The following is a 16013-nucleotide window of genomic DNA, read 5'->3' on the forward strand; positions in this document are numbered from 1 at the left end:
ATGCGTAAACACCGTAACCGCCACAAAAGACCATGGAAACTAACCGCCATAACCCTGATTTTTGCGGCTTATGCCTGTGCCGCCTTTTATTATTCCACACTTGAACCCGATCTGCTGCGCCTTGGGGTAACCAGCCTGTGCGGGCTGCTTTTTGTAGCAACATCCCGCATCCGCCAGCCCGTGCGCCGCATTGCGGCCCTCTGCGGGCTTTGTGTGTGTTTTACCATATGGTTCTGCACCAACCGCCCCAGCAATAACCGGGAATGGGCCGGGGAATATGCCGTACTGGCCGATGCCATACAGGATGGCCGCATGGTCCATGTGCGCAACATCCGGAATTTTACCTATAAAACCGAAACCGATTATACCCCACACTATTACAACGCGGATTTCGACCTGGACCACCTTGCCACCATCGACCTGATAACATCCTACTGGGCGGGAGAAAGTATTGCCCATGTCTTCCTGTCCTTCGGGTTTGATGATGGCCGCCACCTTGCTGTTTCCATTGAAACACGCCGCCAGAAAAAGTTTTCCTATTCCACCATTGCCGGTTTTTTCCATCACTATGAACTGACCTACGTTACCGCCGATGAACGTGACCTGATTGGTGTACGCACGGATATCCGCAAGGAGCGCGTGTATCTTTACCGGCTGGAACTCTCTGCCCAGACCCGAGAAACCGTTTTAAAAAACTACCTGACTGAAATACACAAACTCACCACCACCCCACGGTGGTACAACACGCTTATGGACAACTGCACGACCGAGATTCTGGCCCGCGCCAACGCCCGGACCCGTTACAGGCTGGACTGGCGAGTCCTGTTGAGCGGGTACACGGCCTCCCTCGCCTACGATCTGGGATTGCTGAACACACATTATGATTTTGCAACACTCCATAACCTCAGCCGAATAATGCGCCCCGCAAATGCCGTGCCAGATGCGAATTACTCTAATGAAATACGAGAATCCCTTCCACTCGCACTTGAGAATAAATAAAAGTAACGGAAATATGTGCGTATCACTCGCATGTAGAAGAAAATTTATTGCAAGTGATAATTATTTTTTCAAAACAATTTGATTTTTCACATTTTTTTGTTTGCGACACGCTATTTCTTGTATTATGCTTTGCTCCAGTTCCTTTGTGATCGAGAGTAAACCATCATGGTCAAAGACCCTAAAGTTATTGAACACCTGAACATCCAGCTCACCAATGAGCTGACCGCCATCAACCAGTATTTTCTGCATGCCCGCACCCTGCGCCATTGGGGCGTGACCCTGCTGGGCAAAAAAGAATACGAAGAATCCATTGAGGAAATGCGTCACGCCGACTGGCTGATCGAACGCATTCTGTATCTGGGCGGCCTGCCCAACGTGCAGCGCCTGAACACGATTCTGATCGGTCAGGACGTCAAGGAAATCCTTGAATGCGACATGAAGCTGGAAGAAAAGGCCATGAGCGATCTGCGCGAAGGCATTGCGTATTGCGAAAGCGTGCGTGACTTCGTATCGCGCGACCTGCTGCTGAAGATCCTGTCCAATGAAGAAGAACATGAAGACTTCATTGATCGCCAGTTCGACCTGATCAAGCAGATTGGTATTGAACGCTACATCCAGCTCAACTCCGCGTCTGCTCCTGAGCAGGAATAAAAATTGCCCGCCACCCGGCTTATAACGAGCCGGGTGGCAGTCTGCTTTTACCTGTCTAGCTTTTACCCAACGCCGCAGCGTAGAGTTCGGGCTTAAAGCCCACCTGCAAACCCTGCTGCGTTTCAAGCACCGGGCGTTTGATCAGGGTTGGATGAGCGACCATAAGGGCTATGGCGCGCTTTTCCGTCAAATCAGCCTTATCCCCATCAGGCAGCTTTCTGAACGTTGTGCCCGCCCTGTTCAGCAGTTTTTCCCACCCTACCTGAGCGGCCCATGCCTCCAGCTGCTGCGCAGTAACGCCTGCCAGTTTGAAATCATGGAAAACATACGCAACATCGTGTTCTTCCAGCCAGTTGCGGGCCTTGCGCACGGTATCGCAATTTTTAATACCATATAATGTCAGTCCGCCAGACATTGCATTCTCCTCTACGGGACCAATCCCCAAAACGTTGCGCATTTTTTGCATGAATGCCGCATCTTCTGCCAGATTGAACGCCCGCGCCTGCGCAATATCATACGCCACGCACAGAGGCAGTAATCGCTGAGCCTGCGGTTCCGTTGCATAGCGCGGCACAATATGGGTGTGCAGCGATGGTGCCTGATTACACCATGTTTCGTAATTAATGCGCGCAGCCCCCGTAACCTCAAGCAACGCATCCCCCACCCGCACAACATCCTGCAGATAATCCAGCCGCTGCTGGCCTTGCAGGTCATTCACACTGGGCACGGCGGGGTCTGCCAGCAAAATGCAGTATCCTGCCACCGGTTGTGTATCGGCCACCACCAGCCAGCCAGACGCCATACGGCCAATAACCTTGGGGTAGGCACCCTTGCGTGCAAGTTCCACGCGCTGCTGTATGACATTCTGCGTCATTACTTTACCTCTGCGGTCTGAGAGTAGATTAATATCATGTCAACACTTAATCTCTTACCCAAGAAATGACACATAAATACTCATAATGACTGCATTTTCTTGACAGTAAAAGCATGTTCACGTCCTAATGCCACAATCATGCGCTACCCTTCCCTTCAGCGCGCCATACCTGTTCTGCTTCTGCCTCTGACAGGTTGCAAGATTGCGGGCGCACCGTCTTTTCCACTGGCTGGAGCCTACTTCCCCAGCTGGATGCTCTGTGGCCTTCTGGGCATTCTGGTAGCGGTGGGTTTGCGCGTGCTGTTCCTTGCCACGGATATTGACGCCCTGCTCCGCCTGCGGCTGTTCACCTATGTCTCGCTTGGCACCATAACGGGCCTGCTGTTCTGGCTTTTGGCATTTGGGCCGTAACGCATGAAAAAAATATCCCTTTCCAACCGCAACCCCATTGGCCTTACCGTGGCCGTGCTCTGCATTGCGGCGGCCTCTGCCCTTGGCTACTACGTTCTGGGGCAGGATGAGTCCTACCCTTCCACCGATAGCGGAACGGTGGATGCCGAACTGGTGCATATTGCCTCCACAGTTGGCGGGCGATTGCAGGCTTTGAATGTGCATGTCAACCAGTCGGTCAAAAAAGGGGATGTGCTTTACCAGCTGGACCCCGAACCCTATACTCTGGCTGTGCAGCAGGCCACAGCCGGGCTGGCGCTGACACAGGCAGGCGTGGAGCAGCAGCAGCGTCTGGTTGCGGTGGAAGCCACCAATGCAGACATTGCCAGAAATCAGGCTCTCCGGGCCAAAACCAACCACGACCTTGCCGCCCGCACCGTAGAACGCCTGCGCCCGCTTGCCAGCAAATCCTATATTCCGTGGCAGCAATACGATCAGGCTCAGGTCGCCCTGCATGATTCAGGCATTACACTGGACCAGAGCCACCTGCAGGCCACAGCGGCACAGGTCGCTGTTGGGGATCTGAACAGCTCCATTGCGGCCCGGCAAGTGGCCGAGGCCACGCTGGCCCAAGCCCGTTACGCCCTGCGCCAGACCACCGTTACGGCCCCCGCGGATGGTTATGTGACCAGCCTGCGGGTTATTCCGGGAGAAGTTCTGGTACCCTCGCAGGTGCTGTTTACGCTCATCGCCAATGACGGCTGGTTTGTTACCGCCAACATGCGCGAAGGCACGCTCCACGCCATTCACCCGGGCGATTGCGCCACGGTTTACTCCATGATCAACAGGACCACCCCCATACGCGGCCATGTGGAAAGCATCGGCTGGGGTGTGTTATCCGCAGATTCCGCAGGTCTGAGCCGCGCTTTACCCTTTGTCCCGCGGGAGATGGACTGGGTGCATGTAGCCCAGCGCTTTCCTGTCCGGATCAGGCTGGAGCATGCCAACCCGCAACTGCTACGGCTTGGAGCCACAGCCACAGTGGAAATACGCCATGGCGCAGCCTGCGACTGATACAGGCAAAAGCACTCTGGCCCGGATATGGTGGCTGGTCCGCGCGCCCCTACCGGGTCGTGGCAGCCATAGCCTGCGCATGGCCGCTGCCTGCACCATGGTCGTGCTGATCGGTGAGATCTGGCAGATCCCCGATGTGGCCGTACCTGCCCTGTGCACCATGGCTCTCTGGCAAAAGGACCGCACGACCAACATGCTGGCGGGTGTTGCGGTCAACCTTTTGTTCGTGACCATTCTGGCGCTGCTTTTTGTGCTGATCCATCTGACACTGGACCATCCGTTTGGTCAGGTCGTAGCGATCATGCTGCTGTCCTTCTGCTTCTTTTTTCTGGGCTCGGCCAGCAAGCTCAAGCCTGTCGCCTATCTTCTGGGGTTGATTGTCGTATTTGCCCTGGTTGTTGCCGATCTGGTCCCGATCGGGGAAATTGCAACCCGCGCCCTGCTTTATGCAGACCTGTTCATTCTGGTTCCCGGCGCGGTGATGATTGTATGCGGCCCGCTGATCTGCCCCTCCCCCGCAACACTGATGATGCGTGAGATTGCCGCACGCCTGCGCCTGTGCGCCACATTGCTCGAACAGCCCGACAGCGACCAGCTGGACTACGCCCGCGCCACATTGCGCGAGGGGGCTGGCGGCATGCTCAGACTGCTGAAAATGGCAAAGCTGGAAAAAGTTCTGCACAAGGACCCGCTCGCCCATCTGGAACAGTCCGCCTACTCCAGCGTTGCAGCCCTTGCACTGGCCCATGCCGCCTTCCGGTATGGAGAAAAACAGCCAGAAAATATGGAATTTTCACAAACCCTGCGTGATATGGCGGCAATTTTTTCGCATAATGGCTATCCGCAGGATATTCCTTACCTGAACACACCAGATCATGCGCCCGCTCTGGCCCAGTTGGCCAATGTGCTGCATGGCTTTACCGACCCGCCATCCCCCTCCGCGCAGACCGTACCATCACCCGAGCCAAAATCGGGATTTTTTACCCCAGATGCCTTCAGCAACCCCGAACATGTGCGTTTTGCGGTCAAGGGTACAGCAGCTGTGATGATCAGCTACTTTATCTTCACCATCCTCAACTGGCCGGGCATCCACACCTGTATCATCACCTGTTTTATTGTCGCCCTGCCAACCGTGGGGGAAATGACAACAAAACTACGGCTGCGTATTAGCGGAGCACTGGTCGGGGGCGCCATTGGCATTGCCTCCATTATTTTTGTCATGCCCCATCTTTATAATATTGCGGCTTTTTTACTTCTGATTTTTGGTGTGTCCCTTTTTGCCTCCTGGGTCAAAAATGGAGATGAGCGCATAGCCTATGCAGGTTTCCAGATTGGCCTTGCCTTTTTTCTGAGCGACCTTAAAGGGTATGGTCCCACAACAGATATGACCACCGCGCGCGACCGTATTATCGGTATCCTGCTTGGTAATTTTATAACCTACGCCGTTTTTGTCACTTTCTGGCCCTCCAGCGCATATGGTCCCATTGCCCAGCACTTTCGCACTCTGCTTGATGTTTTAAAAAAACAGATCACCATAACCGACCCCACCGAACAGACCCGGCTGGCCGCCACGGTTCAGGAAAACCTGTCCAGCGCGGAGCGTACTCTGGAACTGGCCGAAGCCGAGCCTGCACACATGCGCGCGCACATGCCACTCCTGCACACTTACGCCATTTTAACACAGCAAGCCGCCATTGTAGCCGAAAACGGGCTCATCCCCTCCCGACGACAGGCCGCTCAGCAACACATCCAGGACATGGAACAGGCCCTGACATGAGACACCGCGCTCCGCCCCCGGTCCTGCGTGGCCTACCCTGCCTTCTGCTCGGCCTTGCAGGCTGCGCCACACAGGCGCTGGAGAGCGCTCCCGCCCGGCCAGACATGCCCTGGCAGCCCAACATTGCCGCCAATGGGGAACTCCTGCCCGGCAAGGCAGGCCGCTCCGGGCTTAAACTGCCCCCCGGCTATGTGCTGCCTGCAAACCACGATCTGGAACCCCGGCCCGCAGAGAGCAGCATCGACACCACACACATCTATACGCTGCCCGAACTCATTGATATTGCCCAGTCCAGCAACCCGAGCACGCGTCGGGCATGGAACGCCGCACGGGATGCCGCTCTGGCAGTGGGGATTGCCCGCACCGCCTATGTGCCACACCTTACGGCCTCCATTGTTGGCGGGTATGGCACCCGACATGACAACAATGCCTTTAATCTGGAAAATGGCGGGCTGGCTGGCAGCATTATCAATAACACCAATACGCCCCGCACCCAGAATAACGGGCATGGTGAGGTACAGACGCTGAACATGGAATGGCTGCTGTTTGACTTTGGCAAGCGCGAAGCCATGATTGATGCGGCCTCCCAGTTACAACTCGCCAGCAACGTGCTGTTTACCGCAGCCCACCAGAAGGTCATTTACGGTGTTACACTGGCCTTTTATACGCATGCCGCAGCCGTAGCCCGCGCCAGACTGGTGGAGCAGTCACTCCGCAATGCCCACAGCGTTCAGGCCGCAGCAGAAGCACGTCTGCATCAGGGACAAGGGACTATTGTGGATGTCGCCCAGACCCAGCAGATGACCGCACAGGCCGAACTCCGTCTGGTTCAGGCCCAGAACGGAATTGAAAATACGTATCTGGAACTCATGACATCCATGGGCATTGCCCCTTCAACCCAACTCCGCACACAGGACGTAGCGGGGCGAGCACTCAACATTGACGACATGCGCATGACGGATGACATGATCCGCACGGCTGTTTCCCAACGTCCGGATGTGCTGGCGGCCTACGCCGCGGCCAAAGCCGCGCGCAGCAATGTAACGGCGGCAAAAGCCGAGTTTCTGCCAAAAGTTTTTGTTACAGGCAATGTGGCCTATACAACCGGGCATCTGGCGCTTTCCTCCGTGCCGGGAGCAGGGGCGGATTCATCACCAACCCTTAACCTGTCCTCCAATAACTTCAGCAGCCTTGTGCTGGGGGGGATTTCGGTCCCTATTTTTGATGGCGGGATGCGGGCTGCCGTCATGAAGCAGGCCCAGAACCGGGCAGACAGCACACAGGTTACGCTGGAGCAGACCTTGGACGACTCAGCCAAACAGATTGTCGCGGCAGAAAACGGTCTACACACAGGGCTGAGCGCTTACCGAGCCGCCACCAGGCTGGAAGCCGCAGCCCAGACCAGTTTTGACGCCGCCTTTACAGCCTACCGCAGTGGTGTTGGGTCCATAACCCCCGCAACGCTCGCCCAAAGCGGATTGCTGGACGCCCAGTTGGCCCGGTCGGACGCATATTATGCCGCTCTTATTGCTGCTGCCAGCCTTGGCTTTGCAACCGGGGCCATTGGCAATGTGCCAGATCAGGGGGCGGATGAACCTGCCCGGTAACAAAAACACGTGGCCTCGTGCCCATCCAGCATACCAACCGCCTGCATCCATGCCTGCGCGGTTGTAGGGCCCACAAAACGGAACCCTTTATGCTTAAGGGCTTTTGCAACAGTTACGGACAAAGGGGAGTGCGGCTCCAGCCCGCTCCCGCGCTCATGGGCCTGTGCTGCGTGCACCATGTCCCATGCGAACAGGGCAAAATCTTCCCCGCGCTCCTGCATGGCAAGCCATGCCTGCGCATTAGCTACAGTCGCGGCAATTTTGGCACGGGAGCGAATAATACCCGCATCCCCCATAAGCCGTGCCTGATCATCCTGTGTAAAAGCAGCGACCCTGCCCGGTTCAAATCCGCAAAAAACCCGCCGGAAATTCGCGCGCTTTTGTAAAACAGTATTCCACGACAACCCGGCCTGAAAGGTTTCCAGCACCAGCGCCTCCCATAAGGCGCGGCTGTCTGTTACGGGGCGTCCCCATTCCTGATCATGATAGGCACGGAGCAGAGCATTGGACTCGGCCCACTGACACCGCACCAGCATGCCAGAGCCGCTCACCCCCTACCCGTTTTACGAACGCGGAACATCAGTCGGTCGGATCATGGCAAACTGCGCCCCGCCCTCCGCTTCCCTCTGGGCTGTGGTACGGCGGCTGGCGGCATACCGTTCGGATACAGCCCGCAAGGCAGGCAGAGCGGAACGGTCTCCACGCAGTAGTCCGATCAGGGCACGCACACGCAGGGATTCCTCCTCACTGGCGAGGCTGTAATGAATCGTACGGGATTCGCGTCTTGGCACCACGATTTCAGCCCGTCGCAAGGCTCCAAGCTGCTGGCTGAGTGTGGGCTGGCCTATGCCGGTGCAGGATTCCAGCTCCCCGACCGCAAGGGAGCTATGTTCAAGCAGCGCATCCAGAATCATCAGCCGTTGCGGCTGGGCAAACAGCTTCATACGCTCCACAAGCTGCCGCGCTTCTTCTACATCCAGTGCACTCATGCTTCGGCATCCTTACTCATGTTCATGAACCAGTCTGGGCCTGCCTCCATGACATCTTCGTGTGTCTGGCCTGTGGGAAGCACCACATCCGCCCCTGGCGTCCAGCCTTCGGGTGTCATGACATCCCCCCGTTCAACCCGTTGCAGGGCACGAAGCACACGCAGCATTTCGGCCACGGAGCGACCAACCGTTGCGGGGTACCAGGTGATCACACGCACAATGCCGTGTGGGTCAATAAAATACGCCGCCCGCACGGTCGCACTGTTACGCGCATCCAGATCAAGCATACCGTAGGCACGGGCAATGGCCAGCGAAGGGTCTTCGATCACAGGGAAGGTAACGGTGACATCAAAACGCATCCGTATGGCTTCCAGCCATGCCAGATGGGCGGGCAGACTATCCACCGACAGGCCGACCAGCGCGCAGTCCATCTCATCAAACTGGGGAACGGCCCGCGCCATGGCAATAAATTCGCTGGTGCAGACAGGCGTAAAGTCCGCTGGATGCGAAAACAGAATGACCCACCGCCCGCGCAAACTGCTGAGCGTAAAATCACCCTGCGTGGTCCGGGCTGTAAAATCAGGCGCTTCGTCTCCGATCTTCAGGGACGATGAGTGAGGCACCAAAGGACAGGTATCTGCTATGCGATCGTTCATGGCAGTTTCCTTTACGCGAAATCCCGACCTTGACGCAAGATGGTTTCATATTTAGTGAAATCAAATATACAATGTTACAGTAAGTTATAAATAATTGGAGTCTCCCATGTCGGATACCGCCATCACAACAGCTACGGCCCAGATTCTGATGACACTCCGTCATCCTCAGACCCGCCCCGTGGTGCAGAGTTTTTTTGATCCGGCGACCTTTACCGCCAGCCATGTTGTGCATGACCCTGCGACAAAAGAGGCCGCCGTCATTGACAGCGTTCTGAATTATAACGCCGCATCCGGCCGCACCAATTATACCTTCGCCCAGCAGATTGTGGATTACGTCAGGGCGCAGGACCTGCATGTTGTCTGGCAGCTTGAAACACACGCCCATGCCGACCACCTCTCCGCCGCGCCCTGGTTGCAGGAACAACTTGGCGGCAAGCTGGGCATCGGGGCTGATATTGTGCGGGTGCAGGAAGTGTTTGGCACGATCTTCAATGCCGGTACAGAATTTGCACGTGATGGCTCCCAGTTCAACCACCTGTTCAAGGATGGAGAGCAGTTCAAGCTCGGCAATCTGGACTGTATCGTCCTGCATGTTCCCGGCCACACGCCTGCGGACATGGCCTTTATCATCGGGGATGCCGCCTTTATCGGAGACACGCTGTTCATGCCCGATTACGGCACCGCCCGGGCCGACTTCCCCGGTGGGGATGCCCGCATGCTGTACCGCTCCATCCGTCGCCTACTGAGCCTGCCCACCCAGACACGCCTGTTTCTGTGCCATGACTACAAGGCCCCCGGCCGTGATACCTTTGCATGGGAAACAACCGTGGAGGCCGAACGCGAGCACAACATTCATGTGCATGATGGCGTGGACGAAGAAGCCTTTGTGGCCATGCGCACCAAGCGGGATGCCACGCTGGACCTGCCCAACCTGATCATGCCTTCCGTGCAGGTCAACATCCGTGGGGGGCATATGCCCGAGCCGGAAGACAACGGAGTCAGCTACATCAAAATTCCCGTAAACCGCCTGTAAGCCCCCTGACATCCCGACCACGCATACTCTGGAGACCCCATGTTAGCACCCCACCTTATGCATATCGCGCTGGAAATTGCTTCTGGCGCAACCGTGGGGTTCACCCTTGGACTGGTCGGAGGGGGCGGGTCCATTCTGGCCGTACCGCTTATGGTCTATCTGGTTGGCGTGCCCAATGCGCATATAGCCATAGGCACCAGCGCCCTGTCTGTTTCCATCAACGCGCTGGTTGGACTGGCCCATCATGCACGTAATAAAACCGTAAAATGGCGGTGTGCGGGTATTTTTGCCCTCTGCGGCGTGGGGGGGGCTTTTCTGGGCGCATCCCTGGGCAAGGCAGTGGACGGTAAACACCTGCTGTTCCTGTTTGCCCTGCTCATGGTCGGAGTTGGCGTGCTCATGATCCGTGGCCGTAACAATACCGGCTGCCCGGGTGCCGGGTGCAACAGGGAAAATGCCCCCAAGGTTATGGCCTGCGGGTTTGGCACGGGTATGCTTTCCGGTTTCTTTGGCATTGGCGGCGGCTTTTTGATTGTGCCGGGCCTTATGGCCTCCACCAGCATGCCTATTCTTAACGCAGTTGGCACATCACTTGTGGCTGTCGCGGCATTCGGGTTTAGCACCACCATCAGTTACATGCTCTCCGGCTATGTGGACTGGCAGCTGGCCGGTCTGTTTATTCTGGGTGGAGCCCTCGGCAGCAGCCTCGGCACCAAAGCATCACATGCACTGGCAGGCTCCACAGGCAGGCTGACCACAGTGTTTGCCTGTCTGATTTTTATAGTTGCGGCCTATATGATCTGGCAGAGCATCCGCCAGTTCTAGGGCAGAACATGCCAGACATTCCAGCGGTCCGGCGCTGCATGCCTGATAACACGGCCTGCTCACTACACGGTCCATGCAAAACGCGGCCTGCCTGATTAAAGTCGGGCCTGAGGCCGGTGGGGCTACTGCGCCACCGTCTGCTCCGCGCTGGCCATGGCCTGATGAAGCTGGGCGTAAACATTGCCCTCCCCCAGAGCACTCACAATATGGTGCCGCTCCATGTCGACCAGTGCATAGGAAGCAACCCGGCCAAAAATAACCCGCACACCCCGCATATGCAGGCGGAGCAGCACATCACGCACAACACTGGCCGCGGAATAGTCAATATCTGTAATAGCGCTGCAATCAACCACAATGCACCGCACAGGCGTAGGCGCACCAGCAAGGAGCAGCTCAATATCCTCTGCAAAAAGTGAACAGTTCGCGTAGAACAGATCAGCGCAAAACCGATAAACCACAAGCCCCGGTGCGGTCTGCTCCCCTGCACGAACGGGAACCGCCTCAAGCACCTGCGTTGCAGGGTCTGGCTTGAGCACCATTGTATGGGGCCGGTAGCTGTGCCGCACATGCCGGAACAGCGAGAGGGCGATCGCAATGAAGATGCCCTGCTCCACACCAATACTGACCACTGTCGCCATTGTTACCAGCGCGAGCCGGAACTCTCCGGGGCTTTCCTGCCGGATATGGTTCAGGGCAGCAGTATCAATCATGCCCACAGCAACACAGAACACAACCGAGCCCAGAATACAGCGGGGCAGATACTGGAGTGGTCCGGTAAAAAACAGCAGCACACATAGCGTGACAGCGGCAAACACGAGCTGGGCCTTCTGACTGGTGCCCCCGACCTGCACAGCCATGGCGGTCTGGGTCGGGCTGCCATTAACCGTAAAGGTACCACTTAGCCCGGCGGCGGCATTGGCCGCGCACAGGCCCATAATATCCGCATTGGCATTGACGGTTTCATGCAGCCGGTAAGCAAAGGCATGGGATGTTGCCGCACTTTGCGCGATAATGACAAAAACGCATGACGCTGACACTGGCAGCAACGCCAGAAGCTGGTGCCATGACACCACAGGCACAGCAAAGTGCGGCAAACCACCCTGCATGGGCCCCAGAACCGTTACACCATACTGCTCCAGCCCTAACAGCCAGCTTAGCCCCAGCGCGCCCAGCACCACCCCCAGCGCCACGGGTCGACCGGGAAAAAAGCGCGTACCACACAGCAGAATCGCACAGGCCATGCAGGAAATACCGACCGAAAGCGGGTGCATATGCACACCAGCCCGCACAAAACTCACAAACTGCACTACGGTATTGTGCGAGCTGACATCCAGTCCCGCCATATCATACAGCATGCTTATGCTGACCTGCACACCCACACCGGCCAAAAAGCCAACCAAGACGGTGCGGGACAGAAAATCCGCCAGAAAACCCAGCCTGCACAAACGAGCCACCAGCAGAAACCCTGCATTAAGCAAGGCAACAGCACTGACCAGATGGATATAGGCCGCACTGCCCACTGGCTCCATTTCCGACAGGGCGCTGGAGAAAATAGCCGCCGTGGCGGAATCCGCGGCAACCACCAGATGGCGGGATGAACCAAAAAGCGCAAAAGCCACCAGCGGGAACAACACCGTGTACAGCCCGGTAACAGGAGGCATACCCGCAATCCGCGCATAACCCAACACCTGCGGAATGTTCATGGATGCCAGAGACATCCCTGCCCACACGTTTTTGCTGACAGAGAACGGTTTTTGCCACCAGCCGGTCAATATACGCACACAGCCCCCCTGCCCTACCCTGCGTTCCCTGCTGGCCTGCTCCGGGTTGGATCGGCTCTTGCCAGCCTTGCAGAACATGCAACAATCGCGCCTTTGTAAAAGAGGCATGTAACATGACTGTAACAGTTTACCACAATCCGTCCTGCGGCACGTCCCGCTCCGTGCTGGAACTTGTGCGCAATGCGGGCATAGAGCCCGAGGTGGTGCTTTACCTTAAAACACCCCTCAGCCGTGACCAGCTTGAGGATCTTGCACGCCAGGATACGCTTGGAGCACGGGACCTTTTGCGTACAAAAGAAAAACTCTGTGCAGAGCTTGGTCTGGACAGACCCGAAGTAACAGACGCCCAGATTCTGGACGCCATTGCCCAGCACCCCACCCTGCTCAACCGCCCTGTTGTGGTAACACCCAAAGGGGCAAAAGCCTGCCGCCCGGCCAGTGTTGTGCAGGAACTGCTGCCATAACCACGCACCTGCCCCGGCATGAAGAAGCATAAAAAAAGGGCCTGTCCGGCTTGTGGCAAACCGGACAGGCCCCTTACTGCCTGACGCATAGGGTTAGTGCATTGTGGCACCGGCACCTTCGGGCAGGGCGTAGGCGATAATGTAGTCCCCTACATCTGGCGAGTGGCTGGCCCCACCTGCGGAAATAACCACATATTCCCGCCCGGTTTTAGGAGAGCGGTAAATAAGGGGCGCGGCCACAGCCCCCACGGGCAGGCGCTGCTTCCACACTTCCTGCCCGGTCCGGGAGTTCAGGGCGCGCAGGTAATAGTCCTGTGTTCCAGCAAAAAAGACCAGACCAGAGGCTGTGGAAGTCGGGCCACCCAGCGTAGGCATGCCAATTGGTACCGGCAGATGGGTTTTCATGCCCAGCGGTCCAAGATCTTCCACCGTACCCATAGGCACCTGCCAGACAATTTTTTTGGTGTGCAGGTCTATGGCTGTCATGGTGCCAAAAGGCGGTGTGTTGCACGGCACAGCCAGCGGGGATTGCAGAACATCAATTTTAACGCCGCCATACGGTCCGGCCAGTTGAGGGCGGATAGTGCCCATGAACCCCGGCACCTCGTCTGTGGAGACCTTGAACCTGCGGGCATTCTCCCGCGTGACCAAGGACATCCGCAGCGGCATGCGCATGTCATTGACAAACATGAGCCCGCTGTTTTCATCCACCGAAATACCGCCCCAGTTCATTCCACCCAGCAGGCTGGGCCATTCGATGTACGGTTTTTCGCCCGGTGGGGTAAATGGCCCGGTATAAACCGAACTTTTGAACATGATCCGGCAATAAAGCTGGTCAAACGTGCTCACCCCCCACATGGCGCTCTCGCTCAGCGGGTCCGCACCAATGGTGGGCATGCCAACGGAAAACGGCTGGGTAGGGGAAAGATGTTCGCCCTGCGCCGCGGGAGTTGTGGCAACCGGCGTTTCCACCACTTCGGTCACAGGCTTACCTGTGCGCCGGTCGAGCACAAAAATATGCCCGGTCTTGGTGGTCTGGATCAGGGAGGGAATTTTCTCACCCTGTGCATTGGTCACATCATACAGCACCGGCTGTGAGGGCAGGTCATAATCCCACACATCATGGTGTATCAGTTGCGAGACCCAGCGGGTCTGCCCCGTAGCGGCATCCACTGCCACAACAGCGGCCCCGAAACGGCCATTGGCAGCACTCCGGTCCCCACCCCAGTAATCAGGCGGGCCGTTGCCGGTTGGCAGGTAAACAAGGTTGAGCTCCCTGTCGTATGTCGGCACCGTCCAGACATTGGGGGTGGACAGCGTGTAGGTCTGATCGGGTGCCGGGGCCTGCGTATTATCAGGGTTACCCACATCCCACGCCCAGACAAGGGAGCCATCACGCACATCAAACGCCCGCACAACGCCTGAGGGTTCACCGGGCATGATGTCACGCACCCAACCGCCAACAACCACCAGATGCCCCATAACCACGGGAGCGGCTGTGGGGTGGTAGCGCCTGCTGTTTTCGGTTGGACCCATCTGCTTTTTAAGGTCCACAAACCCCGCATTGCCAAAGCCCGCGCACACCGCACCGCTATGGGCATCCAGTGCAAACAGGCGCGCATCAATGGAGGAAACCAGAATACGCTGGCGGCAGTCTGGTGCGGTGTATCTGGCCTTCTGCTCCTGCGTCAGGCTGGCATCTGCATCCATGTCGTAATACCCGACACCGCGGCAGCTTACATGCTCGGCCGTGACGGCATTGGGGTTGAACTTCCAGATTTTCTGCCCTGTATCGGCATCTATGGCGGTAATCAGGTTTTCTGGTGTGCAGGAATACAGCACATTCCCGATCTGCTGGGGCGTGTTCTCATCCGTGCCAAAAGCGCTCCCACTTACGCGGCGGCCGGTACGGTACACCCACGCAACCTTCAACTGGTTCACATTGGCAGGAGTAATCTGGCTGTACGGCGCAAAGCGTGTGCCGCCAGCACTCCGGCCATAGAACTCCCAGTTCTGCGGAGCGTCTGGCGCACCAGCCTGTGCCACTCTGGCGACATCACTCAGCGCGTCAGGATTACTCAGTGTTCCATGCGGGAAAAACGCCAGAACCAGCGTGCCTGCCAGAGCGGCCATAACGGCCAGACCGCCCCATGCACTCCACCGCCGCGCATCCGCCCGAATGGTGGGAAAGAGGGCCGCCAGCCACAGGCCAAGGGTCAACAGTATGGCGGGCACAACCAGACGGGGCAGCAACTCCCAGTAGCCAATCTGCGGTGCATCGTAAAAAGCCCACAGGCATGTTGCCGCAAATACGGCAATGGATGCTGGTAGCGCACTGCGCCTGCGCAGAAAAAACAGGGCCGCCAGCCCCACATAGGCCAGCCCTGCCAGCAGGTAGTACGCCGAACCACCAAGGACCAGCAACTGCCCGCCACCATAAGCCAGAACAAGCCCCACCCCGACACTCAGCAGTGCAAAGAGAACCCGGTATATATCGGCCCCTGTTATCCGGCGCTCAGTTTTGAATGGTTCATCCATTCCTATTCTCCCAATTCCCTCAGTTCTCAAAGACCACATGACTGCAAACCCGGCACAACCAACCACCCTGGCCAGACCACACCCTGCCATTCCTGAGCAAAGACGGTGGTCTGTGTTCCATGACCTTGGATGCTGTCAATAATAATTTCGTATTTTACAAATCACGGATTGCCATCAACAAGAATACGATGCCCCTTTTCAGAGGCATGACACTGTATAAATCCGCCCTGTATCACGTTGAGGTGAAACACGGAGCACCCCGGCAGCGCGTAAAGCCCGTTCAGTCTCAGGAACTGCACCAGCGTAATCCACGCGTACTATTCAATCCTTTGAATTATCACAATTATTTCCAACT

Annotated in this window: 15 protein-coding genes and 1 pseudogene; 9 read left to right on the forward strand and 7 right to left on the reverse strand. The window is 57.0% G+C overall.

Features of this window, described 5'->3' with window-relative positions; all coding sequences use genetic code 11:
• Complete coding sequence (locus AB2L51_RS08605) at positions 1 to 999, forward strand: Lnb N-terminal periplasmic domain-containing protein (RefSeq protein ID WP_395582114.1); 999 nt, start codon at positions 1 to 3, stop codon at positions 997 to 999.
• 162 nt (positions 1000 to 1161) lie between these two features.
• A complete protein-coding gene (gene bfr, locus AB2L51_RS08610) occupies positions 1162 to 1650 on the forward strand; it encodes a bacterioferritin (RefSeq protein WP_415453874.1) in 489 nt (162 codons plus the stop codon).
• 55 nt (positions 1651 to 1705) lie between these two features.
• On the opposite strand, the gene AB2L51_RS08615 is transcribed toward bfr, so the two are convergent.
• Positions 1706 to 2065 (reverse strand): ArsC family reductase, encoded by a 360-nt coding sequence (locus tag AB2L51_RS08615; protein ID WP_395582174.1) that lies wholly within the window; start codon positions 2063 to 2065, stop codon positions 1706 to 1708.
• A 15-nt stretch (positions 2066 to 2080) separates the two neighbouring features.
• Positions 2081 to 2524 (reverse strand): annotated as a pseudogene (locus AB2L51_RS08620) (HIT family protein); the annotation flags it as partial.
• Positions 2525 to 2662: 138 nt separating this feature from the next.
• Here AB2L51_RS08620 and AB2L51_RS08625 point away from each other — a divergent pair.
• Genes AB2L51_RS08625 through AB2L51_RS08640 form a run of 4 tightly spaced genes read left to right on the forward strand, consistent with a single transcriptional unit; the run spans position 2663 to position 7372 of the window.
• Positions 2663 to 2935 carry a YtcA family lipoprotein gene (locus AB2L51_RS08625; protein ID WP_395582113.1) on the forward strand — a complete coding sequence of 91 codons (273 nt, stop codon included), beginning with the start codon at positions 2663 to 2665 and terminating at the stop codon, positions 2933 to 2935.
• Between the two features lie 3 nt (positions 2936 to 2938).
• Complete coding sequence (mdtN, locus tag AB2L51_RS08630) at positions 2939 to 3988, forward strand: multidrug transporter subunit MdtN (RefSeq protein WP_395582112.1); 1050 nt, start codon at positions 2939 to 2941, stop codon at positions 3986 to 3988.
• Positions 3915 to 5765 carry an FUSC family protein gene (locus tag AB2L51_RS08635; protein ID WP_400921546.1) on the forward strand — a complete coding sequence of 617 codons (1851 nt, stop codon included), beginning with the start codon at positions 3915 to 3917 and terminating at the stop codon, positions 5763 to 5765. The genes mdtN and AB2L51_RS08635 overlap by 74 nt, the downstream gene beginning before the upstream one ends.
• Entirely contained in the window at positions 5762 to 7372 is a 1611-nt protein-coding gene (locus tag AB2L51_RS08640; RefSeq protein ID WP_395582110.1) for a TolC family protein, read from the forward strand. Before AB2L51_RS08635 ends, AB2L51_RS08640 begins: the two co-directional genes overlap by 4 nt.
• On the opposite strand, the gene AB2L51_RS08645 is transcribed toward AB2L51_RS08640, so the two are convergent.
• From AB2L51_RS08645 to AB2L51_RS08655, 3 genes are read right to left on the reverse strand one after another with little or no spacing between them, the layout of a single operon-like run.
• A complete protein-coding gene (locus AB2L51_RS08645; protein WP_395582109.1) occupies positions 7345 to 7908 on the reverse strand; it encodes a DNA-3-methyladenine glycosylase I in 564 nt (187 codons plus the stop codon). The genes AB2L51_RS08640 and AB2L51_RS08645 overlap by 28 nt on opposite strands.
• Positions 7909 to 7935: 27 nt before the next feature.
• Positions 7936 to 8361, reverse strand: coding sequence for an ArsR/SmtB family transcription factor (locus AB2L51_RS08650; protein WP_395582108.1), 426 nt, complete (start codon positions 8359 to 8361; stop codon positions 7936 to 7938).
• Complete coding sequence (locus tag AB2L51_RS08655) at positions 8358 to 9017, reverse strand: peroxiredoxin (protein ID WP_395582107.1); 660 nt, start codon at positions 9015 to 9017, stop codon at positions 8358 to 8360. The genes AB2L51_RS08650 and AB2L51_RS08655 overlap by 4 nt, the downstream gene beginning before the upstream one ends.
• 106 nt (positions 9018 to 9123) lie before the next feature.
• Between AB2L51_RS08655 and AB2L51_RS08660 the strand changes: the two genes are divergently transcribed.
• Together AB2L51_RS08660 and AB2L51_RS08665 are read left to right on the forward strand one after the other, a co-directional pair.
• Positions 9124 to 10050, forward strand: coding sequence for an MBL fold metallo-hydrolase (locus AB2L51_RS08660; RefSeq protein WP_395582106.1), 927 nt, complete (start codon positions 9124 to 9126; stop codon positions 10048 to 10050).
• A gap of 57 nt (positions 10051 to 10107) precedes the next feature.
• On the forward strand, positions 10108 to 10875 hold the full coding sequence (locus AB2L51_RS08665) for a sulfite exporter TauE/SafE family protein (protein WP_395582173.1): 768 nt from the start codon (positions 10108 to 10110) through the stop codon (positions 10873 to 10875).
• 122 nt (positions 10876 to 10997) lie between these two features.
• On the opposite strand, the gene AB2L51_RS08670 is transcribed toward AB2L51_RS08665, so the two are convergent.
• The gene (locus tag AB2L51_RS08670; RefSeq protein WP_395582105.1) at positions 10998 to 12734 is read right to left on the reverse strand and encodes a SulP family inorganic anion transporter; all 1737 of its coding nucleotides are present in this window, start codon (positions 12732 to 12734) and stop codon (positions 10998 to 11000) included.
• Positions 12735 to 12769: 35 nt separating this feature from the next.
• Here AB2L51_RS08670 and arsC point away from each other — a divergent pair, with 35 nt between their 5' ends.
• Positions 12770 to 13120, forward strand: a complete 351-nt coding sequence (gene arsC / locus AB2L51_RS08675; RefSeq protein ID WP_166113237.1) for an arsenate reductase (glutaredoxin) — start codon at positions 12770 to 12772, stop codon at positions 13118 to 13120.
• 93 nt (positions 13121 to 13213) lie between these two features.
• On the opposite strand, the gene AB2L51_RS08680 is transcribed toward arsC, so the two are convergent.
• Positions 13214 to 15658, reverse strand: a complete 2445-nt coding sequence (locus AB2L51_RS08680; protein ID WP_395582104.1) for a membrane-bound PQQ-dependent dehydrogenase, glucose/quinate/shikimate family — start codon at positions 15656 to 15658, stop codon at positions 13214 to 13216.
• Positions 15659 to 16013: the final 355 nt, after the last annotated feature.

Source organism: Acetobacter fabarum (assembly GCF_040702925.2).
GTDB lineage: Bacteria > Pseudomonadota > Alphaproteobacteria > Acetobacterales > Acetobacteraceae > Acetobacter > Acetobacter fabarum_B.

What these genes read in the sequence shown, in the direction of transcription:
- AB2L51_RS08605 (WP_395582114.1), top strand. Translation starts at nt 1, where the DNA reads ATGCGTAAACACCGTAACCGCCACAAAAGACCATGGAAACTAACCGCC.
- AB2L51_RS08615 (WP_395582174.1), bottom strand. Translation starts at nt 2,065, where the DNA reads ATGTCTGGCGGACTGACATTATATGGTATTAAAAATTGCGATACCGTG.
- AB2L51_RS08625 (WP_395582113.1), top strand. Translation starts at nt 2,663, where the DNA reads ATGCGCTACCCTTCCCTTCAGCGCGCCATACCTGTTCTGCTTCTGCCT.
- mdtN (WP_395582112.1), top strand. Translation starts at nt 2,939, where the DNA reads ATGAAAAAAATATCCCTTTCCAACCGCAACCCCATTGGCCTTACCGTG.
- AB2L51_RS08635 (WP_400921546.1), top strand. Translation starts at nt 3,915, where the DNA reads ATGCCAACCCGCAACTGCTACGGCTTGGAGCCACAGCCACAGTGGAAA.
- AB2L51_RS08640 (WP_395582110.1), top strand. Translation starts at nt 5,762, where the DNA reads ATGAGACACCGCGCTCCGCCCCCGGTCCTGCGTGGCCTACCCTGCCTT.
- AB2L51_RS08645 (WP_395582109.1), bottom strand. Translation starts at nt 7,908, where the DNA reads ATGCTGGTGCGGTGTCAGTGGGCCGAGTCCAATGCTCTGCTCCGTGCC.
- AB2L51_RS08650 (WP_395582108.1), bottom strand. Translation starts at nt 8,361, where the DNA reads ATGAGTGCACTGGATGTAGAAGAAGCGCGGCAGCTTGTGGAGCGTATG.
- AB2L51_RS08655 (WP_395582107.1), bottom strand. Translation starts at nt 9,017, where the DNA reads ATGAACGATCGCATAGCAGATACCTGTCCTTTGGTGCCTCACTCATCG.
- AB2L51_RS08660 (WP_395582106.1), top strand. Translation starts at nt 9,124, where the DNA reads ATGTCGGATACCGCCATCACAACAGCTACGGCCCAGATTCTGATGACA.
- AB2L51_RS08665 (WP_395582173.1), top strand. Translation starts at nt 10,108, where the DNA reads ATGCATATCGCGCTGGAAATTGCTTCTGGCGCAACCGTGGGGTTCACC.
- AB2L51_RS08670 (WP_395582105.1), bottom strand. Translation starts at nt 12,734, where the DNA reads ATGTTCTGCAAGGCTGGCAAGAGCCGATCCAACCCGGAGCAGGCCAGC.
- arsC (WP_166113237.1), top strand. Translation starts at nt 12,770, where the DNA reads ATGACTGTAACAGTTTACCACAATCCGTCCTGCGGCACGTCCCGCTCC.
- AB2L51_RS08680 (WP_395582104.1), bottom strand. Translation starts at nt 15,658, where the DNA reads ATGGATGAACCATTCAAAACTGAGCGCCGGATAACAGGGGCCGATATA.